Source organism: Bacillus haynesii (assembly GCF_014042035.1).
Taxonomy (GTDB): domain Bacteria; phylum Bacillota; class Bacilli; order Bacillales; family Bacillaceae; genus Bacillus; species Bacillus haynesii.
This window is the reverse complement of the sequence record NZ_CP059494.1, coordinates 4,185,387-4,210,811: the sequence shown is the minus strand read 5'-3', so window position 1 is coordinate 4,210,811 and position 25,425 is coordinate 4,185,387. Positions and strand designations below refer to the sequence as shown.

Below are 25,425 nucleotides of genomic sequence, written 5' to 3'. Positions count from 1 at the left end.
TATTTGAAATTGTTATGTAAAAATGAAGTTAAACTATCGTTTTCATTGTTCTTATGATACCATGTAACCAACATTTTTTGAGCAGAATTTTTAATTTTTTTACATCAAAGTGACAACATCTGACTATTTTTTTACGGGGTGACATCATGCTGAAACGAGACGGTCATGTTCATTCTCCCTTTTGTCCGCACGGATCAAAAGACGAATTCAGATATTATATAGAAGAATTATGCAAAAAAGGCTTCCGATCTGTATCCTTTACTGAGCATGCACCGCTTCCGCCTTCTTTCATTGATCCGACTCCGGAGAAAGACAGCGCCATGCCGATCTGCGAGCTGGACCGCTATATTGAACGGCTGACCGAACTGAAGGAAGAATACAAAGGACAGCTCGATATTTTGATCGGTCTTGAAGTTGATTATATCCGCGCCTTTGAACACGAAATCAAAGCTTTTCTTGATCAATACGGCACACATCTTGACGACAGCATTCTTTCCGTTCATTTTTTGCCGGCCGGATCTTCTTACATCTGTCTTGACTACGATGAAAAAGCGTTTCAGCAGCTGATCGACTGCTATGGCAGCATAGAACAGGTCTATCTCGCCTATTATGACGAAATCTATTCTTCCATTGTATCACCGCTGGGAGCATTTAAGCCAAAACGAATCGGCCACATCACGCTTGCGAAAAAATTTGTGAAGCTGTTTCCGTATACGATGTCAGAAAGCGTCAGAAATTCGGTCTCCTCCTGTCTGAATGAAGCCGCAAAACGCGGTCTCGAACTTGACTTTAATACAGCCGGCCTCCGCAAGCCATATGCTGGCGACATCTATATGGAAGAATGGATGATAAAAGAAGCGGAACAAAAAAACATCCCGCTTGTCTTTGGGTCTGACGCCCACCAAGCAGAGGATGCCGGATTTGGTTACGAACATTTTGAGAGCCGCTTTGCTAAATAACGGCGGCTTGCCGACGCTCTCTGTACAACAGACTGAGAAGCCATGTTTTGACTTCCTTGTAATACGCCTGATAAAAGTACGGCTCGTGTGGCTGTACATAAAGCACTTCTGAAATATATTGAGGCTGCAGATAAGGCATCATTAAAAGCGACTTCAGCTGAATCATAAAATGGGAAAGGGGAAAACGGGAAAATTCGTTGTCCTCTTTTCCCTTTTCAATGATCAGATGGAGAATGTACTTTTCTTTTGTTAAATATGTCGACATCACTTCACGATTCAGTGTGGAATCAATCGTGACTTCGCGATAGACAAACCGAGTTAATTGACGGTGCTCATGCTGATACGATAGAATATCAAAAACCAATTGAAGAAGGCAATCCGTTGCACCTGCATCCTGAAGGCGTTCATGACCCTTTTCAAGGATTCTTAAATAGCCTTCATAAAAACGGGATACTAAATGCTCCATTAAACCGCCTTTTCCATTAAAATAATAGGAGATGTGGGCGACATTGACATTGGCTGCTCGGGCAATTTCGCGGACGGAAGTTCCTGAAAAACCTTTTTGGTTGAACAGCTCCACGGCAGATTCGATGATCCTGTCCTTCGTGGTTGAAATAGCGTTTGATCCCATCTTGTTTCACCCCTTCTTACTTAAAACAATTCCACTTCAAGCGGAGTTGTTCCTGTAAAAAGTGCTCGACAAATAGCATCACGGCAAGCGCGTTTTTGCCATTTCAAAGAAAAAGCGAGGGAAATATAATGTTTCATGTCGAAAAAACAGAAGGCAGCAAAGAAAAAAAATACGAGCTTCTCCTCAAACAAATCGATGCGCTGACAGAAGGCGAACCTGATATGATCGCCAATACAGCAAACGCCTCTGCTCTTTTGTATCAATCATTGGAAGACGTCAACTGGGCAGGCTTTTATTTTGCCAAAGACGGTGAGCTTGTGCTGGGGCCGTTCCAGGGACTTCCTGCATGCGTAAGAATCCCGTTCGGGAAAGGCGTCTGCGGCACCGCTTATACAAAAGGCCGTGTCGAGCGCGTTGAAGATGTGCACGCATTCCCCGGGCACATTGCCTGTGATGCGGCATCCCAATCCGAAATCGTAGTTCCGCTTGAAGTTGACGGGAACATCATCGGAGTGCTCGATATCGACAGCCCGATTAAAAACCGCTTCGATGAAACAGATGAGTATTATTTGAGAAAGTTCACAGAGAAGCTTGGGGAGCGTTTAAGCGAAAAGAGCCGGTAAATCCGGCTCTTTTTTAATGTGTCATAAACTTGTTTTTCCCGTTCCGCTTTGCATTGTACAGCGCGATATCCGCTTCTTTAAAAAGGGTGGATAAAGATTTCGGACGATCCTGAGACCAATGGGATACCCCGCCCGAAATCGTCACCTTTGGATCAGTGTATTCACTGACAAGCGTAATCAGCCTCTCAGCAAGCATTTCACCAGCGTTCAGCCCTGCTTTCGGCAAGTATACCGCAAGCTCTTCTCCTCCCCACCTTGCTGCGACATCCTGGTCGCGGATGTTTCGTTGGATCACCCGGGCCACTTGTATGAGAATATCATCGCCTTTCTGATGGCCGTGCGTATCGTTAATCTGTTTAAAATCATCGATATCGATCAATACGAGCACACCTTTCTCGTCCGATTTCATACTGTACCCGATTTTCTCATCCAAATAGCTTCTCGAGTAGAGCTCTGTCAAACGGTCTGTCTGAACAAGATACTTCAGCCGGTCGCGCAGCATCAAATTCGATACGGCGAGCGTGGAATGCCTGATCAGCGTCTGAAACAGCTTAAACATCTCAAATGAAAAGGAGCAGGCGTTTTTTTTCAACACGATGACAAATCCTTTGTTTTCATTATTCTCCAGCATCGGAACGCCCATTAATGAAGCATACCCTTCATTCCCAAAAAACGAAGAACCGTTTCCGACAAACACCCCGTTTTCCTCTGAAATCTTCTCTTTGACATAGCGGATGTATGGAAGAGCCGCATCCGTCTGAAAAAAACCGGTGCTTCCCGGCAGAAGGGTTTCCTCGCCCAAGTGATTTTTATAAAAAAAGCCTACCTCTTCGGCTCCGAATGAACTGATCAGCCTTTCTGACAAGCTCTTCATCATATCCGGGAGGCGTTTCGTCCGGTTCAGCTGATGTGATGTTTCATTAATCAGCTCTAAATTTGAAATCATATTCTGCGACTGTTCGTAAAGTCGTGAATTTTCAAATGCTTTCCCTGCCGCATTCGAAATAATGCATATATCTGCTGCCATATCGGCAGCTCCTGGTCCAAAAGCTTTCAAAACGCCATACGTTCCCTGCCGACCTTTAATCGGAATGTATACTTCCGCTTCATTTTTGCTCTTCACCTGTTCTGATAAGTATGCATCCAGGGCAAAAGAATCGGTCGATTCGCTTTGCACATCCAACTCTATCGCTGGAAGGTTAATGTATTGATCCTCATCGTATGACAAGAAAAGACAATATGTCAAAAAAGGAAAAACATCCCTTAAACTTTCGAGCATTGTCTTGAGCACCTGCCCCTGATCCATCAGCTCATGCAGCAGCTCCGTCTTTTCATAAATCTTTGTTTTCTTGAGTTCATCACGAAATAATTCATCAAGCTCCAGACAATGCATTAAAAACAGGCGGATGGATTCAGGGAGACGTTCTGGTACTTTATGATTCTTTTGACACGAAAGTTCTATATATTTGCTGTTTTCTTCTATTGTTATAATGGTATAATAATCATTAACTCGGCTGATCGGACCGCTTTTGCCTCTCGATCCCTGCAGTTTTGAAGAAGGATGCAATGTTAGAGACATGAACGAAAAAAATGACTCTGCTGCCGCTTTTAGCCAGGCAACAGAGTCGTCGTACGAGACGGCCGGCTTTTTCAAAAAAAATTGTAACAGCTTCTGATGAAAAGACTGATATAGGTCTTCAGTTTGTTTATTCATGGTCATCACCTTAATAAAATCCGTTTTATGTATTTTATTTTCATGATTATATCACAAAAACAGGACTATATACTTATAAACAGTCTGTTCTTTTTGGGACGGTCTATGAATGGTTGACTTTGCCCGGCGGACATTATATAATCTTCTTTGTGTGAAATAATGCAGCCTTTTTGTTCTGCTTCTGTGTTTCATTTTGTTCCTTATCTATTAAGGTGTATCGTGTAACTCTTTGCTGCTGGAGCGAGGATACATGAAAACAAAATGGACATGGCTGAATTGAACAGATGGGTTTTATTTTCACAAAAATAAAACCGAAGGAGGAGTCACATTATGGCTCGCTATACAGGTCCAAGTTGGAAAATATCCCGTCGTTTAGGCATCTCTTTAAGCGGTACGGGTAAAGAATTAGAAAAACGTCCTTACGCACCAGGTCCTCACGGTCCGGGACAGCGTAAAAAACTATCAGAATATGGTTTGCAATTGCAAGAAAAGCAAAAGCTTCGCCATATGTACGGTGTGAACGAACGCCAATTCCGCAACCTTTTTGACAAAGCTGCGAAAATGGCTGGTAAACACGGTGAAAACTTCATGATTCTTCTTGAAGCACGCCTTGACAACATTGTTTACCGTCTTGGCCTAGCGCGTACTCGCCGCCAAGCACGCCAATTGGTAAACCACGGTCACGTTCTTGTTGACGGAAGCCGCGTTGACATCCCGTCTTACCAAGTTAAACCTGGCCAAACGATTTCACTTCGTGAAAAATCTCAAAACCTTTCTGTCGTTAAAGAAGCGGTTGAAGTGAACAACTTTGTTCCTGAATACCTGACTTTTGACGCTGAAAAGCTTGAAGGTTCATTAACTCGCCTTCCAGAGCGTTCTGAGCTTCCTGCTGAGATTAACGAAGCGTTGATCGTTGAGTTCTACTCTCGTTAATAGAAAATGCTCTTTAAAGAGCATTGGCAAAAACCCTAGGATTGTTGATATACCAACGATTCTAGGGTTTTTTGTTTTCTTTCTTCCCCGTTGATTCTGGCTGCTGATAAGCCGGGATGATTTAGATCTTGATGATTCTGATATCTGTGATCATATTCATCCTGATTCGAAATTCGTCCGCCGGAATAAAACGGACCCAGCTCATAAGAGTTGGTTTTTTTAGAGATGATTTTTCTTGCAAAGTATCTTCTCACGAGCAAGATATGATAGACGTCTCCTTTTCTCTTATACACATTTTCGGTAAAATCAAATCGTTGGTTAGAGTATGAAAACGGGGGAGTGACCAATAAATGCTTTTGTTTTTGGGCAAGTTTGTCTTGTTCTACTTGTTCTGTTCAGCCCTATTCGCCCTTTTCAAGGTCATGTACTACAATATCAGCAAAAAATGGGTTACAAAGACGGCTGATGGCACTAAACTGAATTGGGCGTTGAATGTCTTTGTTAAACACGGCAAGAAAATGGACAGCAATGACTACTTTGTTATGGAGGTTTTAGCGGGGTGGTGTGCGATTTATTTATAAAAAGCTCCCGGAAGTCTTAAAGGAGAGGCTTCTAGGAGGGCCGAGATCCGCCTCGCGATACCACACCTTCAGCGCCTGCTTTTGTTTTAGCCTCGCCCATTTGACTGTTCTCCGGTATCGTTACTGAGGTTGATACGCCAAACACTCTTCGGAAATGCTGGCAGATGTAACAGACTCCAAAGATTTGCCCCCCCTTCGGTCTTCTTCAGTATATAAAAAACCCCAATCGCCAGATGATTTTCTAACAATTGGGGTGCAATTTACGATACATTTACTTTTGGATTTGGTCCATATTGATTTTCTTTTGCTTCGCCAGCCTGACAGTAAAAAATCAGCAGAATGACAGCACCGATAATCGGCAAAAAGCCAATTAAAATCCACCAGCCGCTTCTTCCGGTATCATGCAGCCTGCGGACATTGACAGCCAAAGAGGGCACCAAAACAGCCAACTGATAAATAAAGATCAGAATGTACCCGAGGAATCCCCCGCCATATCCAATGATATAGCCTACTTGATATCTGTCATATCCTTCAGCTGTCATGATTCCTGAAATAAATAAACTTACTATCATTAATGATAAGATGAATAAAATAAAACATATGATGCCGTTAAATACATGAAACAACCAATATTCTTTTCGTCTTGCTCTCCCTTCAAAATTCGCATAATTCCTCAAGCCTCTCCAATACCATTTCATACAATTTCCTCCACTGTCAAATCTATAAATTTGCGAAAAACATATGAATTATACCATAAAATATCATTTTCGACCATTTACTTGAAAGGTGATCCCCAATTATTAAATTTTTTGAAGCCTGTTCAGAAAGAACATTTTTTCTAATTGGACTTTGAGCTTACAGTCATATCTATAGGAAAAATGATGGTTCCTTTACAAAATTCAGTTCCCATTTAACCATTGCTTCTGTATAATATGAATCATTCATTTCGCCTCTGTAGCTCTAGAAGGGAAGAGCGCCGTAAAACATTGTAGGAACGGGTCGCAAGGCAAGGGTTTCAGAAGCACCGAAAAGCAAATAGCTGAGACAGGTGGAATTCCTGTCGGTGAAAGTCCGTAGGGAAGCGTGTTCTCCCCTAGCCTATGCTTACGGAAGGAGTGCGGGTTCGAATCCCGCCGGAGGCATTGATCTTTATTCTCGAAGAAGACGTCAAAAAACAGACAGAAGTTCACTGTCTGTTTTTTACGGCTTTGACCGTTCATATATTAAAATGTGTAAGATTCGCCGTCATTCGGCACAAGAACACGTGAGGACATTCCTTTTTCATGAATGAAGCTCTTCAATTCGTCACGTGATAAAGTCCAATGGTTGACAGCTTCCATATGACTGGAAATGATTGTGGCGTCAGGAGCGACGTGATAGACTTCAGCAATATCCTCTTTCCCCATGACGAGAGACCCTCCTTCAAAGAATTGATTGTCTCCTCCGTTAACGATTATAATGTCCGGCTGATGCGCAGCGATTTCTTCCCGGACACCTTCATACCAAACCGTATCACCTGCTACATACAGCGTTTTCTCCTTTGAGTGCTTGAAGACAACGCCGCACACTTCTCCGGCAAGCTTTAATATCTCTCCTCGTCCATGCTCGCCTTTTGTCTTGATTAATTGAATCCCCTCAAACACCGTATCTTTTGTTAAAACCTCTATATCTTGAAAACCGGCTTTTCTCACTTCCTCAGCATCTGCTTCATTTTGGACAAACAGTTTGATTTCTTTCGGCAACAGATCTTTGGCAGCATCGTCAAAGTGATCTAAATGCAGATGAGTGACGATGACTGCGTCTGTATTCTTGACGAGCTCGTCGGTTGATACAGGCAGGGTGACCAAAGGGTTGTTTTGATCTTGTCTTGCTGAGTTCGGAAAAGGAGGATAAGTGCCTTTCTCAGCCAGCATCGGATCTATTAAAAATGTTTTGCCAGCATATTTGACGGCTAATGTTGCATTTCGAATTTGTTGAATATTCATGGTTATCATGCCTTTCCTTTTATTTACGATTAGTTTATACTATGACCGATCATCATTTAAATAGATATAGTCAAGTCTTTTTAGCGTTTGACTTGATTTTTGAAAAACGTTCTTTTGAGAGGATTTGATGAAATGCTCGATCATACAGACAGGCAAATCATAGAGGAATTATCAAAAAACAGCCGGATGACCATGAAGGAATTAGGAGAGAAAGTTCATTTGACAGGCCAGGCGGCTTCATCAAGGGTTGCAAAATTAGAGGATCAAGGAGTGATTGAAGGTTATACCATAAAAGTGAATCAAGTCAAACTCGGGTGTTTTATTCACGCTTTTATCAATATCTATACAAAAAGCACTTACCATAAGCCTTATCTTTCGTTTATCAAAGCACAGCAGAAATACATCATTCAAAACTATAAAATCAGCGGGGACGGCTGTTATCTTCTCGAATGCAAGTTTCCGTCAAATCAACTGTTGGATCAATTTTTAACAGACTTAAACCATCATGCAAATTATAAACTGTCGATCGTTATTAATAAAACGGGCGTGTGAAGAATCAGCCGTCCGCTTTTTTTATAAAAAAGAGGGCCCTAAAGACCCTCTACTTCAGCCGCTTTGCTGCATTTTCCGTCTGATTCAATTGATTGTATCCGTCAGCTGACTGCTGCGCCTCTTGTTTTCGTTCCGTTTCCAGCTGCTTGTGGTAATCTTCCATAAATTTTTCTTTGGCTGCAATGAACAGGTTCATGCTACATTCCTCCCTCTTCAACGATGGAAACGCTTTACCTATTACATCTATATTTTTGACATTTCCTGAATGAACATACATGAAACATGTTGACACAAAAAAACCCTTGCCGTTTGGCAAGAGTTTTTTGATTACTTATAAGTCAGCAGGAAGTATTTCTTTTTACCGCGGCGAATGACGGTAAACTGTCCTTCGATGCGGTCGTCGCCGGTGAGGACGTCCGCAACATCGGTGCGGCGCTCTCCGTTAACGTATACCGCGCCATTCGTGATATCTTCGCGCGCCTGGCGTTTAGACGGAGACAGCTTTGATTGGACGAGTATCTCAACAAGAGGAAGTTCATCCGCTTTCTCGAGCTCGAGTGAAGGAACCCCTTTAAAGCCGACTTTTACTTCTTCAGCTGTCAATTGTTTGATATCTCCGCTGAAGAGTGCTTTTGAGATGTTGACGGCCTGCTCAAACGCTTCACGGCCGTGTACAAGAACGGTCACTTCTTCGGCGAGGCGCTTTTGCGCTTCGCGTTTTTCAGGCGCTGTCTCTGTTTTTTCAGCGAGATCTTCAATTTCTTCTTTGGACAAGAAAGTGAAGTATTTTAAGTATTTCACGACATCTCTGTCGTCGGTATTGATCCAGAATTGATAAAACTCATACGCTGACGTCTTCTCTTTATCAAGCCAGATCGCGCCGCCTTCCGTTTTTCCGAACTTCGTGCCGTCTGCTTTTGTCACAAGCGGAATCGTCAATCCGAAAGCTTTTGCATTCTCTTCGGATTTGCGGATGAGCTCGAGGCCTGATGTGATATTGCCCCACTGGTCGCTTCCGCCGATTTGCAGCTTGCATTCCTTGTTTCTGTACAAATTCAAGAAATCGAGAGACTGCAGGATCATGTAGCTGAATTCAGTATAAGAAATGCCCGTCTCGATTCGGGAGCTTACCGTATCTTTGGCAAGCATGTAATTGATTCCGAAGTTTTTGCCGACATCGCGCAGAAAATCAATGACGTTCATTTTGCCGATCCAGTCATAGTTGTTCGCCATGATCGCCGGATTCTCATCAGCTTCAAAATCAAGGAAACGCGAAAGCTGATTTTTGATTTTCTGTGACCATTCGCGGACGATTTCTTCATTGTTCAGCGTGCGCTCCGCTTTCTTTCCGCTCGGATCGCCGATCAGGCCCGTTGCTCCGCCTACGAGTGCAATCGGACGATGTCCGGCCAGCTGGAAGCGGTGAAGCATTAAAATCGGCAGCAGGTGTCCGATATGCAGACTGTCAGCTGTCGGATCAAATCCGGAATATAAGCTGATTTTCTCTGAATCCAGCAGTTCTCTCAAGCCTGCTTCATCGGTTTGCTGCTGAATCAGTCCCCTGAAGGACAAATCATCAAGTAAGTGTGTCATCATCAATTAGCTCCTTTTTTCCAAAAATAAAACGCCCCTTCGCAAAAACGAAGGGACGATAAAAATCGCGGTACCACCCTGCTTAAAAGAACGCATGGCCGCGCTCTTTTCACTCTCGTTGATAACGGAAAAGCTTCCGTTCTTCTGCTACACAAAGCCCGAAAGGCTTTTTTCGCAAAAGCGGTTCATGAGTGTAATTCAAACCATCCATATGTGCTGATTTTCACCGGCCATCAGCTCTCTAAGACAGGGAAGGATGCGTTCTACTGATCTCAGTCTTCACCTTTTGAATATTCGACTAAATCTTTTTTAACATAATATTTTTGCATTGTCAATGAGACATCAGTCTTCCATCGATGAGAGATCGCCTGCCGGTAGGTTCAGCTCCCATGCTTTCAAGACGCGTCTCATGATCTTTCCGCTTCTTGTTTTCGGCAGTTTATCCTTAAATTCGATCTCCCTTGGCGCGGCATGTGCGGCCAAGCCTTGTTTCACGAACTGCCTGATTTCTTCTTTTAACGAATCTGACGGTTCATAACCGTCTCTCAAGGCGATGAACGCTTTAATAATTTCACCGCGGACAGGATCCGGTTTGCCGATGACGCCGGCTTCAGCGACAGCTTGATGCTCAACAAGCTTGCTCTCGACTTCAAACGGGCCGACGCGCTCGCCTGATGTCATGATGACATCGTCGATCCGTCCCTGGAACCAGAAGTATCCGTCTTCATCCATGTAGGCGGAATCGCCTGACACATACCAATCACCCGGCATAAAATAGGAGCTGTATTTTTCAGGATTGTTCCAGATCGAATGCATCATCGACGGCCAGCCTTTTTTAATGGCGAGATTCCCCATTCTGTAAGGAGGCAGTTCATTTCCCTGGTTGTCGACGATCGCAGCCTCTACACCGGGAATCGGCTTGCCCATTGATCCCGGTTTAATTTCTATGCACGGGTAATTGCAGATGAGCTGCGCTCCTGTTTCAGTCATCCACCATGTATCATGAATCCGGTTGCCGAAGACTTTATGCCCCCATCTGATGACTTCGGGATTTAACGGCTCCCCTACGCTTAAAATATGCCGTAATGAGCTTAGATTGTATTTGTTCACAAGATCGTCGCCTGCACCCATCAGCATCCGGAAAGCCGTTGGCGCGCTGTACCATACCGTCACTTCCATTTTTTCAATCGTTTCGTACCATGCCTCAGGACTGAATCTGCCGCCTACGACGACATTCGTTGCTCCATTCAGCCACGGACCGAAGATCCCGTAAACCGTTCCGGTGACCCAGCCGGGATCAGCGGTGCACCAATAGATGTCATCGTCATGCAGATCAAGAACCCATTTGGCTGTTTGATAATGCTGAATCATCGCTTTATGGACGTGGAGAACCCCTTTTGGCGCGCCGGTTGAACCCGATGTATAGTGAAGCAGCATCCCGTCTTCCTGATCCATCCATTCAATCTCAAGATCAGTGCCTGCTTCCGCCGCTTTCGCGTAATAATCGATTACAGGTCCTTCCTCCTTTACACCTTCTCCAACGACAATGATAGATTCAAGATCCGGAAGTTCATCGGCCGGCACCCGTTCAAGCAATTCCGGCGTCGTCACGATAACCTTCGCTCCGCTGTTTGCAAGCCTGTCTTTGACGGCACCTTCCATAAACGCTTCAAATAACGGCCCGACAATGGCTCCCAATTTGACAGCGCCGAGAAGAATAAAATAAAGCTCGGGTGATCTCGGCATAAAAACAAACACACGGTCTCCCTTTCTCACATTGGCATGCTGCTTTAAGACATTCCCGGCTTTATTGGTTTCATTTTTCATCTCTCTGAAGGTGTACTTTTCTTCGCGGACCGGATCTTTGTAGTAAAATGCCACTTTGTTTTTCAGATTTGATTCAGCGTGGCGGTCGATCGCTTCATAAGCTGCATTGATTTTTCCCGTTTTGTGCCATGAAAAATGTTTTTCAGCATCCTTCCAGTCAAATGTCCGGTATGCTTCATCATAGTTATTCAAGTTGTAATTTCCCTTTTCTGCTGGCAGCGCTTTCAATTCCATGTCCATCCCCCTTTGTTCGATCATCAAAATATATTATAGTATAGATTTTTTATTTTCTCAATTTTTAAAAAATACTACTCTATCCTATGAAAACGCTTAATATTTTGGTATGTTAAGTATAAAAGACTTCAACTAAGATGTAAGGCGGTGGATACGTGGAGCATCACAAAACTTATCATGCCAAAGAATTGCAGACCGAGAAAGGCTCCGTGCTGATAGAGGGTCCTATCAGTCCTGAAAAACTCGCACAATATGAATTTCATGACGAGCTTACAGCCTTTCGCCCATCTCAAAAACAACATGAAGCATTAATCGAAATCGCAGGGCTTCCCGAAGGACGAATCATCATCGCCCGTTTCCGGCAAACCATTGTCGGCTATGTGACATATGTCTATCCAGACCCGCTTGAAAGATGGTCTGAAGGAAACATGGAAAATTTAATTGAGCTTGGAGCCATCGAAGTCATTCCTGCGTTCAGGGGTCACTCTGTCGGGAAGACGCTGCTTGCGGTCAGCATGATGGATCCGCAGATGGAAAAATATATTATCATCACGACTGAATATTACTGGCATTGGGATCTAAAGGGGACTAACAAAGATGTTTGGGAATACAGAAAAATGATGGAGAAGATGATGAATGCCGGAGGACTTGTCTGGTTTGCGACAGACGATCCGGAAATCAGCTCCCATCCCGCCAACTGTTTAATGGCCCGCATCGGAAAAGAGGTCAATCAGGAATCGATCGAGCGTTTTGACAGACTCAGATTCCACAATCGTTTTATGTATTAAGGGAGCAAAGGGGACCTGAATATGATTGTTGAAAAAATCATGAAACGGGATGTTGTGACACTTTCCAGAACGGATACGATTGAAGAAGCGATCAAACGCATGCGAACATTCCGCATTAAACACCTTCCCGTCATCAATGAACGGGGAACGGTCATAGGCATTGTCACGGACAGGGACGTCAAAACAGCAAGTCCGAGTATTTTTGCCCAAAACAGATCTCACGAAGATTTAAAAAAGCCGGTGGAACTGATTATGTCAAAAGAAGTGATCACCGGTCACCCGCTTGATTTTGCCGAAGAAATATCAGCCGTCTTTTTTGAACACGAAATCGGCTGCCTCCCGATCGTAAAAAACGGAAAGCTTGTCGGCATCGTGACAAAATCCGATTTGCTGCATACGTTCGTCCAGCTGACAGGAGCCCATTTTCCTGGCTCTCAAATCGAAATTAAAACCGATCATATCGCCCGAAGCCTCGCTGATATCAGCGCCATTTTCAGCAGGCGCCAAATCGCCATATTGAGCGTGCTCGTATATCCCGGTGATGAAGATGATTCGAAAATACTCGTGTTTCGCGTGCAAACGATGAATCCCGCCTCTATCATCAAAGACATGAAATCCAAAGGGTATCAGGTTCTTTGGCCGGCTGTTCAAAGGGATTTGCCATGAAGGACAGCGTATTTATTTTTTCTCCCTCTTACCAAACCTATCAATTTCATCAAGACCACCCGTTTAATCAGCTGCGCGTCTATGTGACATACGATCTTTTGAACACGGTCGGCGCATTTGAACCGGGAGAAACGATTGCCCCGCGCGTAGCGACAGAAACCGAGCTCGGTCTTGTTCACACAGGCGATTATATCAGGGCCGTCCAGCTTGCAGGGGCGGGAAAGCTCCCGGCGGCCGAAAGCGAAAATTACGGGCTTGGAACGGAAGATACCCCTGTCTTTGCCGGGATGCACGAAGCCGCCTCCCTTTTGGTAGGCGGAACGCTGACAGCTGCAGACTATGTCATGACGGGCAAGGCAAGACACGCGCTCAATCTCGGAGGCGGGCTTCACCACGGGTTCAGAGGAAGAGCTTCAGGCTTTTGTGTCTATAACGACAGTTCAGTAGTGATACGTTACTTGCAGAAAAAATATCATGCGAAAGTTTTATATATTGATACAGACGCCCACCACGGCGACGGGGTGCAGTTTACGTTCTATGATGATCCTTCCGTATGCACCGTCTCGATTCACGAAACAGGCCGCTACCTTTTCCCTGGAACAGGTCAGGTTCAGGAAAGAGGTCATGGCGAAGGCTATGGCTATGCTTTTAATATCCCGCTAGATGCCTTCACAGAAGATGAGTCTTTTCTTGATTCCTACCGGACGGCTGTTTCTGAAATAGCCGCGTTTTTCAAACCGGACGTTATTTTGTCGCAAAACGGAGCTGACGCGCATTACTACGATCCGCTGACACACTTGTGCACGACAATGAAGATTTACGAAGAGATTCCAAAGCTCGCTCACGAACTTGCACACACCTATTGCAACGGAAGATGGATCGCTGTCGGCGGAGGCGGCTATGACATTTGGCGCGTCGTACCGAGAGCGTGGTCAAGAATTTGGCTTGAAATGAAAGGGATGAAACCAGAGGATAAGGTGCCTGAAAAATGGCTGAAAAAATGGGGGAAACAGGCATCTGTCCGGCTTCCTGCCAACTGGTCCGATCCGGAAGATTTGTATCCTCCAATTCCAAGAAAAGCCGAAATAACGGAAAAAAACGCACAAACCGTTGCCAAAGCCCTTTATCCGATTCGCTCTGCCCAGCGTACCACTTAACGCGAAAATTCCGGCACACAGAAAAGGCCTTGCTTTTATGCAAGACCTTGCTTTCTTCTCATTTATTTTTTTGCGATGACAATTTCGACGCGCCTGTTTTCCTTCATATGGCTCTCTGTACGGTTGTCCTTGACCGGTTTTGTATCGGCATAACCGATGGCAAGAAAGCGCGAAGAGTCGAGCTTCTCTTTCGATGTAAAGTAGCCGATCACAGTGCTCGCCCTTGCCGCAGAAAGCTCCCAATTGGATGGAAAACGGTAAGTCGAAATCGGGCGGCTGTCCGTATGCCCCTCCACACGGATCGGGTTGGACACCGATTTGAGAAGAACGGCGATTTTATGCAAAAGCGGGTGAGCTTGGTCTTTCAGATCCGCTTTCCCCGAATCAAACAAAACCACTTCCTGAAGGACGAGGATGACGCCCCGTTCGTCACGCTTGGCCGCAATCAAACTTGACAGTTCATTTTTTTCAATATAGTCATTGATTTTCTTTAATAAATCATCTTGGCTTTTAGCCGTTTTTTCAGCCGTCTGATCGCCCGCGTCTTCTTTCTTCAGCTCTGCGGCGGATTTGCCGTCGGACCTGTCTTGAAATGAACCGACTGCTGCTTTAAATTTGTTTAAATCGATTTGCGACATTGAAAACAATAAAATAAAGAACACGAGGATGAGCGTGATCAAATCTGAAAACGTGATGATCCAGTTTGACGATTTGCGGCCCTGCTCGCGTTTCCTTCGTTCACGTCTAAGCTTCATGAGCCCTGTCCTTTTGTTTGATGTGATCCGCCCGCTTTTTTGCCCATTCTTCTTTCGAACTGAAAACGACAAGCTGACTTTCCAGGTTTCGCGGATTTCTTCCCGACTGGATGCCGATGATGCCTTCGATCATAACCTGCTTCTTAAAGATTTCATTCTCCGTCTTTTCTTCAAGCTTTGCGGCAATCGGTATAAACAGCATGTTGGCTAAAAGTGATCCGTAAAGCGTCGTCAAAAGGGCGATCGCCATATTCGGACCGAGCGTTTCCGGCTTGTTCAGGTTTTTGAGCATCATGACGAGTCCGACAAGGGTCCCGATCATTCCCCATGCAGGCGCAAATTCCCCTGCTTTTTCAAAGATCCTTCTTCCCTTTCTGTGCCTTTCTTCCATTGCGGCAATTTCCGAGATCATCACATTGCGGATCGTCTCCTCATCCCATCCGTCGATGGCAAGAAGCAGGCCTTTTTTCAAAAACGGGTCTTTCATTTCATTGATATTGGCGTCCAATGATAAAATTCCTTGTTTGCGCGCCTGTTCAGACAGGCTGACAAAGGTTTTGACCAAGTCGCGCACATCATCTTCTTCCGAAATAAAGACCTGCTTCAGCACAGCCGGCGCTCTTTTTAAATCTTTCGGGGAAAAGCTGATGAAAACAGCTGCACACAATCCGCCCGTCACAATAAAGAAAGACGTCAAATCGATAAACGAATAAAAACCGGAAAGCCCCGCTCCAGAGACAACGCCGATCACTAAAATGAAAATACCCAAAATAAAACCGACCGGTGTCAGATAATCAAATCGTTTCATTTTTTCATAATCTCTCCAGCTCAAGGAAAAGAAAGCAAGCAATTCACGAAAAAAGCTGTGAACACTTGCTTTCTTTCTCGTTATTTAATGATGATCATTTTGTTGATTGTCTGAGTTCAATGCGATGCGGCAGTTGGACAATATGCTCTTCGACTTCCTCTTTGTTCATCAGCTTTGTCAGAAGCCTCATCGCTACGGCACCGATATCATACGTCGGCTGGACGACAGTTGACAGCTGCGGCCGCACCATTAATGAAAGCCTTGTATTGTCAAAACCGATCACTTCAAGGTCATCCGGAATAGCCAGTCCTTTATCCTGTGCTGCGTGAATAACGCCGAGCGCCATTTCGTCTGTAGCTGACAGGACAGCTGTCGGTTTTTCATCCAGCTTCATTAACGCCTCCAGCGCTTCCATTCCTGAATCGTACGTATAATCGCCTTCTGCGACATACTCTTCCTTAAATTGCAGCCCCTTATCCTCAAGCGCTCTTTTAAAGCCTTGCAGTTTTTTCGCTTGATTCACCGGCTCAGTCATAGGTCCTGATACAAAGGCAAGACGCTTATGGCCTTTTTCAATCAGCATGGTTGCCGCATCATAAATCGCCTGTTCATAATCGATCGCAACCGACGGCGTTTCCCCTTTTTCTTCAACAGATGCCGCAAGCACGATCGGAACCGGTGACCGCTTAAATTCCTCCACATGCTCTTCAGTGACATTTCCGCTCATAAAGACGATACCGTCAACTTGCTTTCCTAGCATCGTATTCAAAAGATGAAGCTCTTTGTCCATATTCTGGTCGGAGTTGCTCAAAATAATATTGTACTTGTACATCGTTGCGATATCTTCGATTCCCCTCGCCAGCTCTGAATAAAAGATACTGGAAATATCGGGAATGATCACGCCGACAGTCGTCGTCTTTTTGCTTGCCAGACCCCTTGCCACTGCGTTTGGACGATAGCCAAGGCGCTCGATGGCTTCAAGCACCTTCTTTCTCGTCGTCGGCTTGACATTCGGATTCCCGTTGACGACCCGGGAAACGGTTGCCATACTTACATTTGCTTCGCGTGCTACATCATATATTGTCACATTACTCATTTTTACCACTCCTTCAACTGGGTACACTTTTCTTTTCCTATAGCATAAACATTTTCATGTAGAGAAATGTCAAAATGTAAAACTTTATGTAAAATAAACAGAACACCAGTTTACATTATTTTTCATAACCTGCCAAAACAAAAGGGGCTCTCTGAAATTATACACGGTTTTACCTAATATGAAAACGTTCCCTTTATTTTTATAATTAATTTAAATAAGAATAAACAGCTTTTTAATTTAAAATAAGACATTTTTTCGACAATTTTTGATGACAACGCAAAAAAAGGACCGCTCGCAAGCGGTCCATAAACGAAGCTTATGCTTTTACTTGAACGAGCGGCTTCAGTTCATTTAACCATTTTTCAAAAGTCGGGATATCCATTTGCTGAGCAGAGTCGGAAAGTGCGACAGAAGGATCAGGATGGACTTCGGCCATGACACCGTCAGCTCCGATCGCAAGCGCTGCTTTTGCTGTCGGAAGCAGCAGGTCGCGGCGTCCGGTCGAATGAGTGACATCCACGAATACAGGAAGGTGAGTTTCCTGCTTCAGGATCGGCACAGCTGAGATATCAAGCGTATTTCTAGTCGCTGTTTCATACGTTCTGATTCCGCGTTCACAAAGGATGATTTGATCATTGCCCTGCGACATGATGTACTCCGCTGCATTGATGAATTCCTTCAGCGTTGCGGCAAGTCCGCGCTTCAGCAGAACCGGCTTCTTCACTGAACCGGCCGCTTTTAAGAGCTCGAAGTTTTGCATGTTGCGGGCGCCGATTTGGATGACATCGATGTAATCAATGGCTTCTTCAATATGCTGCGGGTTCACGATCTCACTGATGACGGCCAGATCATACTCATCAGCAACACGCTTTAAGATTTGCAGGCCTTCAACGCCGAGACCTTGGAAGTCGTAAGGGCTTGTACGTGGTTTAAAAGCTCCGCCGCGAAGGAGTTTTAAGCCTTGCTTTTTAGCTGCTGCTGCGACTTCCGCTACTTGTTCATAGCTTTCAACCGCACACGGACCGACGATAAATCTTTGTTCTCCGTCGCCGATTTTTTCGCCTTTCAGATCAACGATCGTATTTTCAGGCTTTTTCTTGCGGGAAACGAGCAGCGCTTTGCTGTGATCGTCTTCCTGCAGCTCAAGTCCAGCTTTGAAAATCTCTTTGAAGATATGCTGGATCGTCGAGTTTTCAAACGGTCCGTCATTATTTTCAATAATTTCGTTCAGCATCGTTCTTTCTCTGACTGGATCGTAGCGGTTGATGCCTTGTGCTTCCTTCGCTTTTCCAATCTCCTGAACGATTCTTCCTCGCTCATTAATCAGCTTTAATATTTGCAAGTTTAATTCATTCGCCTGCTGCCTCAGCAAATCAAGTTCAGTGTTGCTCATGTTATCCATCCTTTCTTTTAACTTCACCCTCTATGAAAATAAGAATGATTCAATTGATTAGGGTTTATTATAAACAATGTTTCTTAAAATGTCACGAAAAAATTCTTTATTACCCAAACGCTTTTAAGTGATAAAGTATCGTATGCAGTTTATCCCTTGCTGTGTGGGTGTTTATCGGGAATTTATAAAAAAAAAAGAATCATGCATTGATTCTTTAACTTGATAACTTGTATAGTCTCTGTATTGCGGTTTCAACGTTAAAAACCCTGTCATTCAAAGCCGCTGCCTTATCATCTGCATATTCGATGATGTTCTCCGTAAATTGTCCAATATTTTCGATGATCGTTTTCGGGAGCTGTTCTTGCCCTTTTTTCAGATCATTTACATCTGTCTCGAGCCTGTCAAGCCTCTTGTCCATTTCTTTGAAACGTTCCTCCACTGCATCGAAGCGACCGTCCATTTCTTTGAAACGTTCCTCCACTGCATCGAAGCGACCGTCTATTTCTTTGAAGCGTTCGTCCACTGCATTGAAGCGCTCATCGATTTCTTTGAAACGTTCCTCCACCTCATCGAAGCGACCGTCTATTTCTTTGAAGCGTTGGTTCACTGCATCGAAGCGACCGTCTATTTCTTTGAAGCGTTGGTCCACCTCATCGAAGCGACCGTCTATTTCTTTAAAGCGCTCGTCCATTTCATTAAAACGTTCGTTCACTGCATTGAAGCGCTCATCGATTTCTTTGAAGCGTTCGTCCACCTCATCGAAGCGACCGTCGATCTTGCCTAAGCGCTTGTCAATCCCATCGAGCCGCTGAGTGATCGGAAGCAGTTCTTCTTTGAGAACCGACTGAAGCATGTCCTTTAATTCGGCATTCATCACATCACCTCCCGCTTGCTTAATTATATCGCACAACGTTGGGGCAAACGATACATTTTCCTAAAAAGGCATTTCCATGAGGCAAAAGCATCATAACAACATAGAAAACGGCCAAAACGCTATACGTCTTGGCCGTTTTACTATGGATTATCTGCTGTTTTCCGCAAGTGCTTGAGCGGTAATTTGCGAATGGGAGGCATGCCATTTCACGTTCCCGTTTGTAAAAATGAAGGCTTGAGGACTTTCGTGCTTAATCTCGTACTGCTCAGCGATATAGTTTGACAGCGGTCGGCTTTCCTGCACTTTTAAATAATAAGCCGGAATGTCTTCATGCTGATTGGCGAATGATTCGAATTCTTCAAACGCGCGCCTGCTGATCGGGCATGTCACGCTGTGTTTCAAAAAGATAAATGTATCGTTGTTTTCTGCAAGCCTTTTAAATTCATCCTCTGTTTGAATGAGCTGTTTCGACACGGTGATCTCCCTTTCCTCAGTTATTTCTGGGCGGTATCTGCTGTTTCCCTTGCTTCATCTTCTATTTCATTTTTGGCTTCTTCAGCCTGTTCTTCGATTGCAGACGATGCTTCTTCCTTTAATTCATCAGCTTTTTCGGCACCCTTGCTTCGCAAGTCTTTGACTTTATCCATAATCTGTGAAGACTGGTCGGCAACAAGTTGTGAAATCGAAGATGTCTTCTCTTTGGCGATGCTGACGTACTCAGAACCTCTCTCCCTCGCTTCGCTTGTGAGCTTTCCGGTCTTATCTTTTAAAACGACGGCCTGATTTCCAAGGTCATCGCGAAGCTCTTTCCCTGACTTCGGCGCTAAAAATAAAGCCGCAGCTGCCCCGATGATTCCGCCTACAAATGTGCCGATTAAAAAATCCTTAGTATTCATTCCATCTTTACTCATATATTATTCCTCCTTCATCTTCTTTTGTTTCCATCTATTCCAAATTTCCAAAGCTGCATTGCTCCAGCTGACAACTTGGGAAATTTTTTCACGGTTTTGCTCTGCGGCTGATGTGACGGACTGTGAAACCTGCTGAATGGAATTGTTAAACTGCCTGACCGATGTACCGACTTCCTGAACGGCATCCACGACCGTATTCAGCTTCAAAGATTTCTCCTGAATATCATCAGCGAGCCGGTTCGTCTTATTCAGGAGCTCCGTTGTTTCAGCGGTGATGCCTTTCATCTGTCCTTCAACACCTTCCAGCGTTGATGCAACATGATTAAGTGTGACTTGAAGCGATTTTAATGTTTTTGATAAATAGATAACCAAAATAAGAAAACTGACAGCGATGAGTGCGGCGCTTAAATATAGAATAATAATCATCTTATCCTCCTCGAGCTAAGGTCTTACAATTGATGTATACCCAATTGTTTAAATCGTAAACCTCTATATTTACTTTTTCTACACGCACGGGTGAATTCCTTTAACTGAAAACTCCCGGCCTCATATGTACAAAAAAGCAGCGGATTGACTCACACTGCCTTTTTTCTAATTATGCTAATACATTTTCATATGCTTTTAAATACTTTTGAATGTCACCTGCGCCCATGAAAATTAACACCGCATTTTCATGCTCCTTTAAAATGGATGTGTCATTTTCATCAATCAGCTTCGCCTGCGGGATTTTCTCCTGCAAATCGCCGATCGTCAGCTTTCCTGCGTTTTCCCGGGCAGATCCGAATATATCGCAAAGATATACATAATCGGCTTTCTTGAGGCTTTCGGCAAACTCATTCAGGAATGACTGCGTGCGCGTAAATGTATGCGGTTGAAATACTGCAACAATGTCCCGTTCCGGATACTTCTGTCTGGCTGCTTCAATCGTCACCGTAATTTCAGTCGGATGGTGGGCATAATCGTCAATCAGCACTTGGCTGCCTGCATGTTTTTCGTTAAATCTGCGTTTAACGCCGCCAAAGGTTTGCAATCCTTCTTTAATGATGTCGACATCGACCTGTTCATAATGGCAGAGGGCGATGACGGCCAAAGCGTTCAGAACGTTATGGCTGCCGTATGCCGGTATATAGAAGGTGTCGTAGAATGTGTTCCTGACAAAAACATCGAACGTTGTGCCCTCAGTATTTTTGATGACATTTCTCGCCTGAAAATCGTTTTCCTCGGCAAAGCCGTAGTATACGACTGGAACGTTCGCATGGATTTTCATCAAATACTCGTCATCTCCGCATGCGATAATTCCCTTATTCACCTGTAATGCCATCGTTTGAAATGCATCAAATACATCATCGATATTTGCGAAATAATCGGGATGATCAAAATCAATATTTGTCATGATCGCATAATCGGGCTGATAGCTCAGAAAATGCCTTCTGTATTCACAGGCTTCAAGCACAAAGTACTCGCTGTTTTCGCAGCCTTTTCCAGTCCCGTCTCCAATCAGATAAGAAGTCGGTTTTGCTTTTTGGATGACATGAGACAAAAGGCCCGTCGTTGACGTTTTGCCGTGTGCCCCTGTAACGGCAATGCTCGTAAACTTCTTCAGATAGTCGCCGAGAAATTTATGATACCGCACGACTGGCAGGCCTTCAGCTTGCGCTTTTTCAATTTCGGGATGAGTGTCGGGAAAAGCGTTTCCGGCAATAACAGTCATTCCCGGCTTGATATTTTCCGGATCAAACGGATAAATCGGGATATTTCTCTCCTCTAAAGCGGTTTGTGTAAAAATGTACTTTTCGATATCCGATCCTTGGACATTATATCCATTATCATGGAGAATTTGGGCAAGCGGACTCATACCTGTCCCTTTTATTCCGACAAAATGATAAACAGTCATAATTGTACCTCCAACAAACGTCTATCTGCTTCCCAGTATATGACGCTTATTTCAATTTGCAACCTAAACCCGGCCGCATCGTTTTCTTCAAAGTCATAATTATATTCAGTATCAGACATTTTCAAGAGTGAATAAACCTCCTGCGTAAAGGATTTTTGAACCCTTTCGCGGAAGTGCTCTTAAAAACGGATTAAAACGCCGCTGACGGCGCTTTAATATGCGGCGCTCTAAAAAACACGCCCATCAGCTATCATACCATGTTTAGCTGAAAAGTGAACTACTTTCTATTAACTGTTCCAGATCAGCCTTTGTAATCAGGACTTCTCTCGGCTTGCTCCCTTTCGCCTCAGAAATCATGCCTTCTCTTTCCATCATATCGATTAATCTGGCAGCTCTGTTATAGCCGATGCGGAAGCGCCGCTGCAGGCTTGAAGTGCTGGCGCTGTTTTGTTCCACGGCAAATTCGCACGCTTCAAGAAACAGTTCATCCTGATCAAATCCGGCCGGATTTTGTCTGATCAATTGTTCCTGTTCAAATAAATAGTTCGGCTCCTGCTGCCGTCTGACATGTGAAACGACACGATCAATCTCCCGGTCGGAAACAAAGTTGCCCTGCAGGCGGAGCGGTTTGCCTGAACCGTTCTCCAAGAACAGCATATCCCCTTTTCCGAGAAGCTTTTCAGCTCCCGCCATATCGATAATCGTTCTTGAATCGACAGCGCTTGAAACAGAAAACGCTATTCTTGTTGGTATATTGGCTTTAATCAAGCCGGTAATGACATCAACTGAAGGCCGCTGCGTCGCAATCAGAAGGTGGATGCCGCACGCTCTTGCTTTTTGTGCGATTCGGCAGATGCTCTCTTCCACTTCATTCGGAGCGACCATCATTAAGTCGGCAAGTTCATCAATCACGACAACAAGATAAGGAAGTTTTTCACCCATGTTCTGTTCCCGGACTTTTTCATTAAATCGCTCAATTTCCCGAACACCGGAATGGGCAAATAATTCATAGCGCCGCTCCATTTCTTCGACAACCCATTTTAATGCGGCAGTTGCCGCCTTTGCATCTGTGATAACAGGGCTGACGAGATGAGGAATTTTATTATACGGAGCAAGCTCCACCATCTTAGGATCGATAAGCAGAAGCTTTACATCCCTCGGCGCCGCTTTAAACAGCAGGCTGACTAAGATCGTGTTGATGCATACACTTTTCCCTGATCCCGTAGCCCCGGCAATCAAACCGTGGGGCATTTTTTTCAGATCAGCCACGACGGGCTTTCCGGAAATGTCGAGTCCGAGGGCTGCGGTCAGAGGAGACGGATTCGTTCTGAATTCCGAACTTCTGATCATTTCGCGTAAATAAACCATTTTGCTGTGCAGATTCGGCACTTCAATTCCGATCGTATTTTTTCCCGGAATCGGTGCCTCGATCCGAATATCTTTCGCTGACAGGCTGAGTTTAATATCATCTGACAGATTTGTAATTTTGTTGACTTTCACTCCGGGTTCAGGATGCACTTCAAACCTTGTCACAGAAGGCCCCTGGGTGACATGAACGACATTTGCTTTGACATTGAAGTTCTCAAGCGTAACGTCCAACAGCTCGCGCTGCTCGTGTATCCAGGCCTGATCATCCTGCTTTTGCGCCGGCGGCACATCAAGCAAAGACATATTCGGGAACTGATACCCTTGAGGCGCTTTTTCTTTTTGTTTATCTGACGCAAGCATCATGACATTAAACGGAACAGAGCCTTTCTTCGATCCCGGAGCGGCTCCTGCTTCCCGCTTCCGCGGAGCTTCAGGCCGACCCTCGTCTGTCCTTTTACTCTCCCGGTTCTGTTCGCTGCTTTCGGGTGCACCCGCGCTTGGCGTTGGCTTTTCCGTTTCTGCCTGCTCTTGTTTCCAGCCAGCCTGGCTGCTTCCGTTTGTTTCTTCAAGAACGTCAGCCGGCGCGTTGGAATCTATCCGGTTTTTGATATCGGAAGGCCCATCGCTCTGGACGGATATTTCAGAGTCGCGGCCATGAGTGTGCGGCTCTTCCGTAACTGAAGGGGCAGGACGCGTTTCGTCCATGCCGTTAGCCTTCCATTGTTCTTCAGTGACGGCTTCTGCATCCTCTGCCGGTTCCATCTCTTCTCCGGTTTCCTCAATCTTATCCAAAAGCTTTTCAATTTGTTCCGGCGTTTGTTGAGCGGGGATTGCTTCTTCTTCCGTCGTTTTGCTCCAAGATGTGGAGGCTTTCTCTTTTTCAGCTTCATACCCTAGCGCTATCTCTTCGACGAGCCCGCCACCTTCTGTCTTTTGCTCTGGACGGAATTCCGTTTCTTCTGGAATGTGCGTTGAGACAGGTTTTTCTGTTCGTTCGGATTCATACCGCAGCGCTTTTTCTTCAGCGAGCCCCGCACCTTCTGTCTTTTGCTCTGGGCGGATATCCGTTTCTTCCGGAATATGCGTTGAGACAGGGGCTTCTGTTTGTTCAGCTTCATACCCCAGCGCTTTTTCTTCAGCGAGCCCGCCACCTTCTGTCTTTTGCTCTGGGCGGATATCCGTTTCTTCCGGAATATGCGTTGAGACAGGGGCTTCTGTTTGTTCAGCTTCATACCCCAGCGCTTTTTCTTCGGCGAGCACGGCACCTTCTGTCTGTTGCTCTGGGCGGATATCCGTTTCTTCCGCCATATCCGTGGATACCGGCGGGACATCTTCGAATTCGGCACGCCATGCCGGATTGCGGCTCTCGCTTTTGGTCAGCGGACGGCCGTTCTTTTCAGTTTGCAAGGAAGCTTCTTCTCGTATCGGCTGCTTATTTCCAACAAACTTCTGCTCTTTTTCAATTTCTTCGTTAAACAACGTGACACGCGCTTCAGTTTGTTTTTTTGCACGATATGTATGATTTTCCGGCTTGGCCCTTTTCTGTTCATGAAAGCCGTAAACCGGTGATGGGATAACGGACGGCCTAAAAGGTTTTCTCGCCGCTTTCTCTTCATTATGATATGAATTGCCGGGTTTCGGCTGAGAAGCTGAATGCCGGCTTTCCGGACGGCGGGTCCTTTGTTCTCGGCTGCCATCCTTTTCCCGCGGCCGCGTGCTTTGATCAGGAATAACCGGGAAGCGGAATTTCCCTTTTGGATATTCATATACGACTTTTGCGTCGGATATTTGCGGCATCTCTTCGTCTTCCTCTAAAGATGAATCCGCCTCAAATTCCTCTATGTGCTTTTTTTGTTTTTCATTATCTTCATCATCGCCTAAAAACAGGCTGAACATTTTATTAAACCAGCTCATGAATCATCACTCTCTAACTCCCTTAAATTTTTCGGGGACGGTTTTAAGTATACCACTGCTTCCCCACCCAGAAAAGGACAAGTCCTTCTCAAGCGTCCGCCCTCCCGAATAAAAAAGCCGCCAAGTTTGTCTACCCAGCGGCTTCTTTTTTACATCTATTCGAAAGTTT

General features: G+C 44.9%; 25 protein-coding genes and 1 other annotated feature. Of the genes, 8 read left to right on the top strand and 17 right to left on the bottom strand.

All coding sequences use genetic code 11. From position 1 onward, the window contains the following. The first annotated feature begins 146 nt into the window (after nucleotides 1-146). Entirely contained in the window at nucleotides 147-959 is an 813-nt protein-coding gene (gene hisJ / locus H2R00_RS20955) for a histidinol-phosphatase HisJ (RefSeq protein WP_154998643.1), read from the top strand. Here hisJ and refZ read toward each other — a convergent pair. Beyond that, nucleotides 952-1,590 carry a forespore capture DNA-binding protein RefZ gene (gene refZ / locus H2R00_RS20950; protein ID WP_043928645.1) on the bottom strand — a complete coding sequence of 213 codons (639 nt, stop codon included), beginning with the start codon at nucleotides 1,588-1,590 and terminating at the stop codon, nucleotides 952-954. The genes hisJ and refZ overlap by 8 nt on opposite strands. A gap of 128 nt (nucleotides 1,591-1,718) precedes the next feature. On the opposite strand from refZ, the gene H2R00_RS20945 reads away from it, so the two are divergent. Then, nucleotides 1,719-2,213 carry a GAF domain-containing protein gene (locus H2R00_RS20945; protein ID WP_182070221.1) on the top strand — a complete coding sequence of 165 codons (495 nt, stop codon included), beginning with the start codon at nucleotides 1,719-1,721 and terminating at the stop codon, nucleotides 2,211-2,213. Between the two features lie 13 nt (nucleotides 2,214-2,226). Here H2R00_RS20945 and H2R00_RS20940 read toward each other — a convergent pair whose 3' ends face one another. Beyond that, nucleotides 2,227-3,927: a sensor domain-containing diguanylate cyclase gene (locus H2R00_RS20940; RefSeq protein ID WP_182070220.1), complete on the bottom strand. Its 1,701-nt coding sequence runs from the start codon at nucleotides 3,925-3,927 to the stop codon at nucleotides 2,227-2,229. Nucleotides 3,928-4,257: 330 nt separating this feature from the next. Between H2R00_RS20940 and rpsD the strand changes: the two genes are divergently transcribed. Both rpsD and H2R00_RS20930 read left to right on the top strand, forming a co-directional pair. Further along, nucleotides 4,258-4,860, top strand: coding sequence for a 30S ribosomal protein S4 (rpsD, locus tag H2R00_RS20935; RefSeq protein ID WP_154998929.1), 603 nt, complete (start codon nucleotides 4,258-4,260; stop codon nucleotides 4,858-4,860). A 350-nt stretch (nucleotides 4,861-5,210) separates the two neighbouring features. Continuing rightward, nucleotides 5,211-5,441 (top strand): hypothetical protein, encoded by a 231-nt coding sequence (locus H2R00_RS20930; RefSeq protein WP_182070219.1) that lies wholly within the window; start codon nucleotides 5,211-5,213, stop codon nucleotides 5,439-5,441. Between the two features lie 260 nt (nucleotides 5,442-5,701). On the opposite strand, the gene H2R00_RS20925 is transcribed toward H2R00_RS20930, so the two are convergent. Further along, entirely contained in the window at nucleotides 5,702-6,139 is a 438-nt protein-coding gene (locus H2R00_RS20925; RefSeq protein WP_154998923.1) for a DUF805 domain-containing protein, read from the bottom strand. 525 nt (nucleotides 6,140-6,664) lie between these two features. Then, the gene (locus H2R00_RS20920; RefSeq protein WP_182070218.1) at nucleotides 6,665-7,426 is read right to left on the bottom strand and encodes an MBL fold metallo-hydrolase; all 762 of its coding nucleotides are present in this window, start codon (nucleotides 7,424-7,426) and stop codon (nucleotides 6,665-6,667) included. A 132-nt stretch (nucleotides 7,427-7,558) separates the two neighbouring features. Here H2R00_RS20920 and H2R00_RS20915 point away from each other — a divergent pair, with 132 nt between their 5' ends. Then, a complete protein-coding gene (locus H2R00_RS20915) occupies nucleotides 7,559-7,978 on the top strand; it encodes an Lrp/AsnC family transcriptional regulator (RefSeq protein WP_076791162.1) in 420 nt (139 codons plus the stop codon). Nucleotides 7,979-8,027: 49 nt separating this feature from the next. On the opposite strand, the gene H2R00_RS20910 is transcribed toward H2R00_RS20915, so the two are convergent. The 3 genes from H2R00_RS20910 to acsA all read right to left on the bottom strand — a co-directional run bounded on the left by H2R00_RS20910 (nucleotide 8,028) and on the right by acsA (nucleotide 11,632). Next, nucleotides 8,028-8,174 (bottom strand): hypothetical protein, encoded by a 147-nt coding sequence (locus H2R00_RS20910; RefSeq protein ID WP_182070217.1) that lies wholly within the window; start codon nucleotides 8,172-8,174, stop codon nucleotides 8,028-8,030. A gap of 131 nt (nucleotides 8,175-8,305) precedes the next feature. Beyond that, nucleotides 8,306-9,571: a tyrosine--tRNA ligase gene (gene tyrS / locus H2R00_RS20905; RefSeq protein ID WP_182071124.1), complete on the bottom strand. Its 1,266-nt coding sequence runs from the start codon at nucleotides 9,569-9,571 to the stop codon at nucleotides 8,306-8,308. A 48-nt stretch (nucleotides 9,572-9,619) separates the two neighbouring features. After that, nucleotides 9,620-9,860 (bottom strand) — a binding site (T-box leader). Nucleotides 9,861-9,913: 53 nt separating this feature from the next. Beyond that, on the bottom strand, nucleotides 9,914-11,632 hold the full coding sequence (gene acsA / locus H2R00_RS20900; protein ID WP_154998919.1) for an acetate--CoA ligase: 1,719 nt from the start codon (nucleotides 11,630-11,632) through the stop codon (nucleotides 9,914-9,916). A 155-nt stretch (nucleotides 11,633-11,787) separates the two neighbouring features. Between acsA and H2R00_RS20895 the strand changes: the two genes are divergently transcribed. Genes H2R00_RS20895 through H2R00_RS20885 form a run of 3 tightly spaced genes read left to right on the top strand, consistent with a single transcriptional unit; the run spans nucleotide 11,788 to nucleotide 14,243 of the window. After that, nucleotides 11,788-12,420 carry a GNAT family N-acetyltransferase gene (locus tag H2R00_RS20895; protein WP_154998916.1) on the top strand — a complete coding sequence of 211 codons (633 nt, stop codon included), beginning with the start codon at nucleotides 11,788-11,790 and terminating at the stop codon, nucleotides 12,418-12,420. Between the two features lie 21 nt (nucleotides 12,421-12,441). Beyond that, complete coding sequence (locus H2R00_RS20890) at nucleotides 12,442-13,086, top strand: acetoin utilization AcuB family protein (protein ID WP_154998915.1); 645 nt, start codon at nucleotides 12,442-12,444, stop codon at nucleotides 13,084-13,086. Continuing rightward, nucleotides 13,083-14,243 carry an acetoin utilization protein AcuC gene (locus tag H2R00_RS20885; RefSeq protein WP_182070216.1) on the top strand — a complete coding sequence of 387 codons (1,161 nt, stop codon included), beginning with the start codon at nucleotides 13,083-13,085 and terminating at the stop codon, nucleotides 14,241-14,243. The genes H2R00_RS20890 and H2R00_RS20885 overlap by 4 nt, the downstream gene beginning before the upstream one ends. Before the next feature lie 62 nt (nucleotides 14,244-14,305). Here H2R00_RS20885 and motS read toward each other — a convergent pair whose 3' ends face one another. From motS to H2R00_RS20835, 10 genes are all read right to left on the bottom strand, one after another. Further along, nucleotides 14,306-14,998, bottom strand: a complete 693-nt coding sequence (gene motS, locus H2R00_RS20880; RefSeq protein WP_182070215.1) for a flagellar motor protein MotS — start codon at nucleotides 14,996-14,998, stop codon at nucleotides 14,306-14,308. Beyond that, complete coding sequence (gene motP / locus H2R00_RS20875; protein WP_076791151.1) at nucleotides 14,988-15,806, bottom strand: flagellar motor protein MotP; 819 nt, start codon at nucleotides 15,804-15,806, stop codon at nucleotides 14,988-14,990. The genes motS and motP overlap by 11 nt, the downstream gene beginning before the upstream one ends. Before the next feature lie 94 nt (nucleotides 15,807-15,900). Continuing rightward, nucleotides 15,901-16,902: a catabolite control protein A gene (gene ccpA / locus H2R00_RS20870; RefSeq protein WP_154998909.1), complete on the bottom strand. Its 1,002-nt coding sequence runs from the start codon at nucleotides 16,900-16,902 to the stop codon at nucleotides 15,901-15,903. A 316-nt stretch (nucleotides 16,903-17,218) separates the two neighbouring features. Further along, nucleotides 17,219-18,295: a bifunctional 3-deoxy-7-phosphoheptulonate synthase/chorismate mutase gene (locus tag H2R00_RS20865; protein WP_176275265.1), complete on the bottom strand. Its 1,077-nt coding sequence runs from the start codon at nucleotides 18,293-18,295 to the stop codon at nucleotides 17,219-17,221. Nucleotides 18,296-18,509: 214 nt separating this feature from the next. Further along, nucleotides 18,510-19,169, bottom strand: coding sequence for a tropomyosin (locus H2R00_RS20860; protein WP_244958262.1), 660 nt, complete (start codon nucleotides 19,167-19,169; stop codon nucleotides 18,510-18,512). Nucleotides 19,170-19,316: 147 nt separating this feature from the next. Continuing rightward, nucleotides 19,317-19,643, bottom strand: coding sequence for a bacillithiol system redox-active protein YtxJ (gene ytxJ / locus H2R00_RS20855; protein ID WP_154998904.1), 327 nt, complete (start codon nucleotides 19,641-19,643; stop codon nucleotides 19,317-19,319). Nucleotides 19,644-19,663: 20 nt separating this feature from the next. Beyond that, a complete protein-coding gene (locus H2R00_RS20850; protein WP_154998902.1) occupies nucleotides 19,664-20,080 on the bottom strand; it encodes a YtxH domain-containing protein in 417 nt (138 codons plus the stop codon). Nucleotides 20,081-20,083: 3 nt separating this feature from the next. Continuing rightward, complete coding sequence (locus tag H2R00_RS20845; RefSeq protein ID WP_154998900.1) at nucleotides 20,084-20,506, bottom strand: DUF948 domain-containing protein; 423 nt, start codon at nucleotides 20,504-20,506, stop codon at nucleotides 20,084-20,086. A 169-nt stretch (nucleotides 20,507-20,675) separates the two neighbouring features. Beyond that, nucleotides 20,676-21,974, bottom strand: coding sequence for a UDP-N-acetylmuramate--L-alanine ligase (gene murC / locus H2R00_RS20840; RefSeq protein WP_154998898.1), 1,299 nt, complete (start codon nucleotides 21,972-21,974; stop codon nucleotides 20,676-20,678). 261 nt (nucleotides 21,975-22,235) lie between these two features. Then, the gene (locus H2R00_RS20835) at nucleotides 22,236-25,256 is read right to left on the bottom strand and encodes a DNA translocase FtsK (RefSeq protein WP_182070214.1); all 3,021 of its coding nucleotides are present in this window, start codon (nucleotides 25,254-25,256) and stop codon (nucleotides 22,236-22,238) included. Between the last annotated feature and the right edge of the window lie 169 nt (nucleotides 25,257-25,425).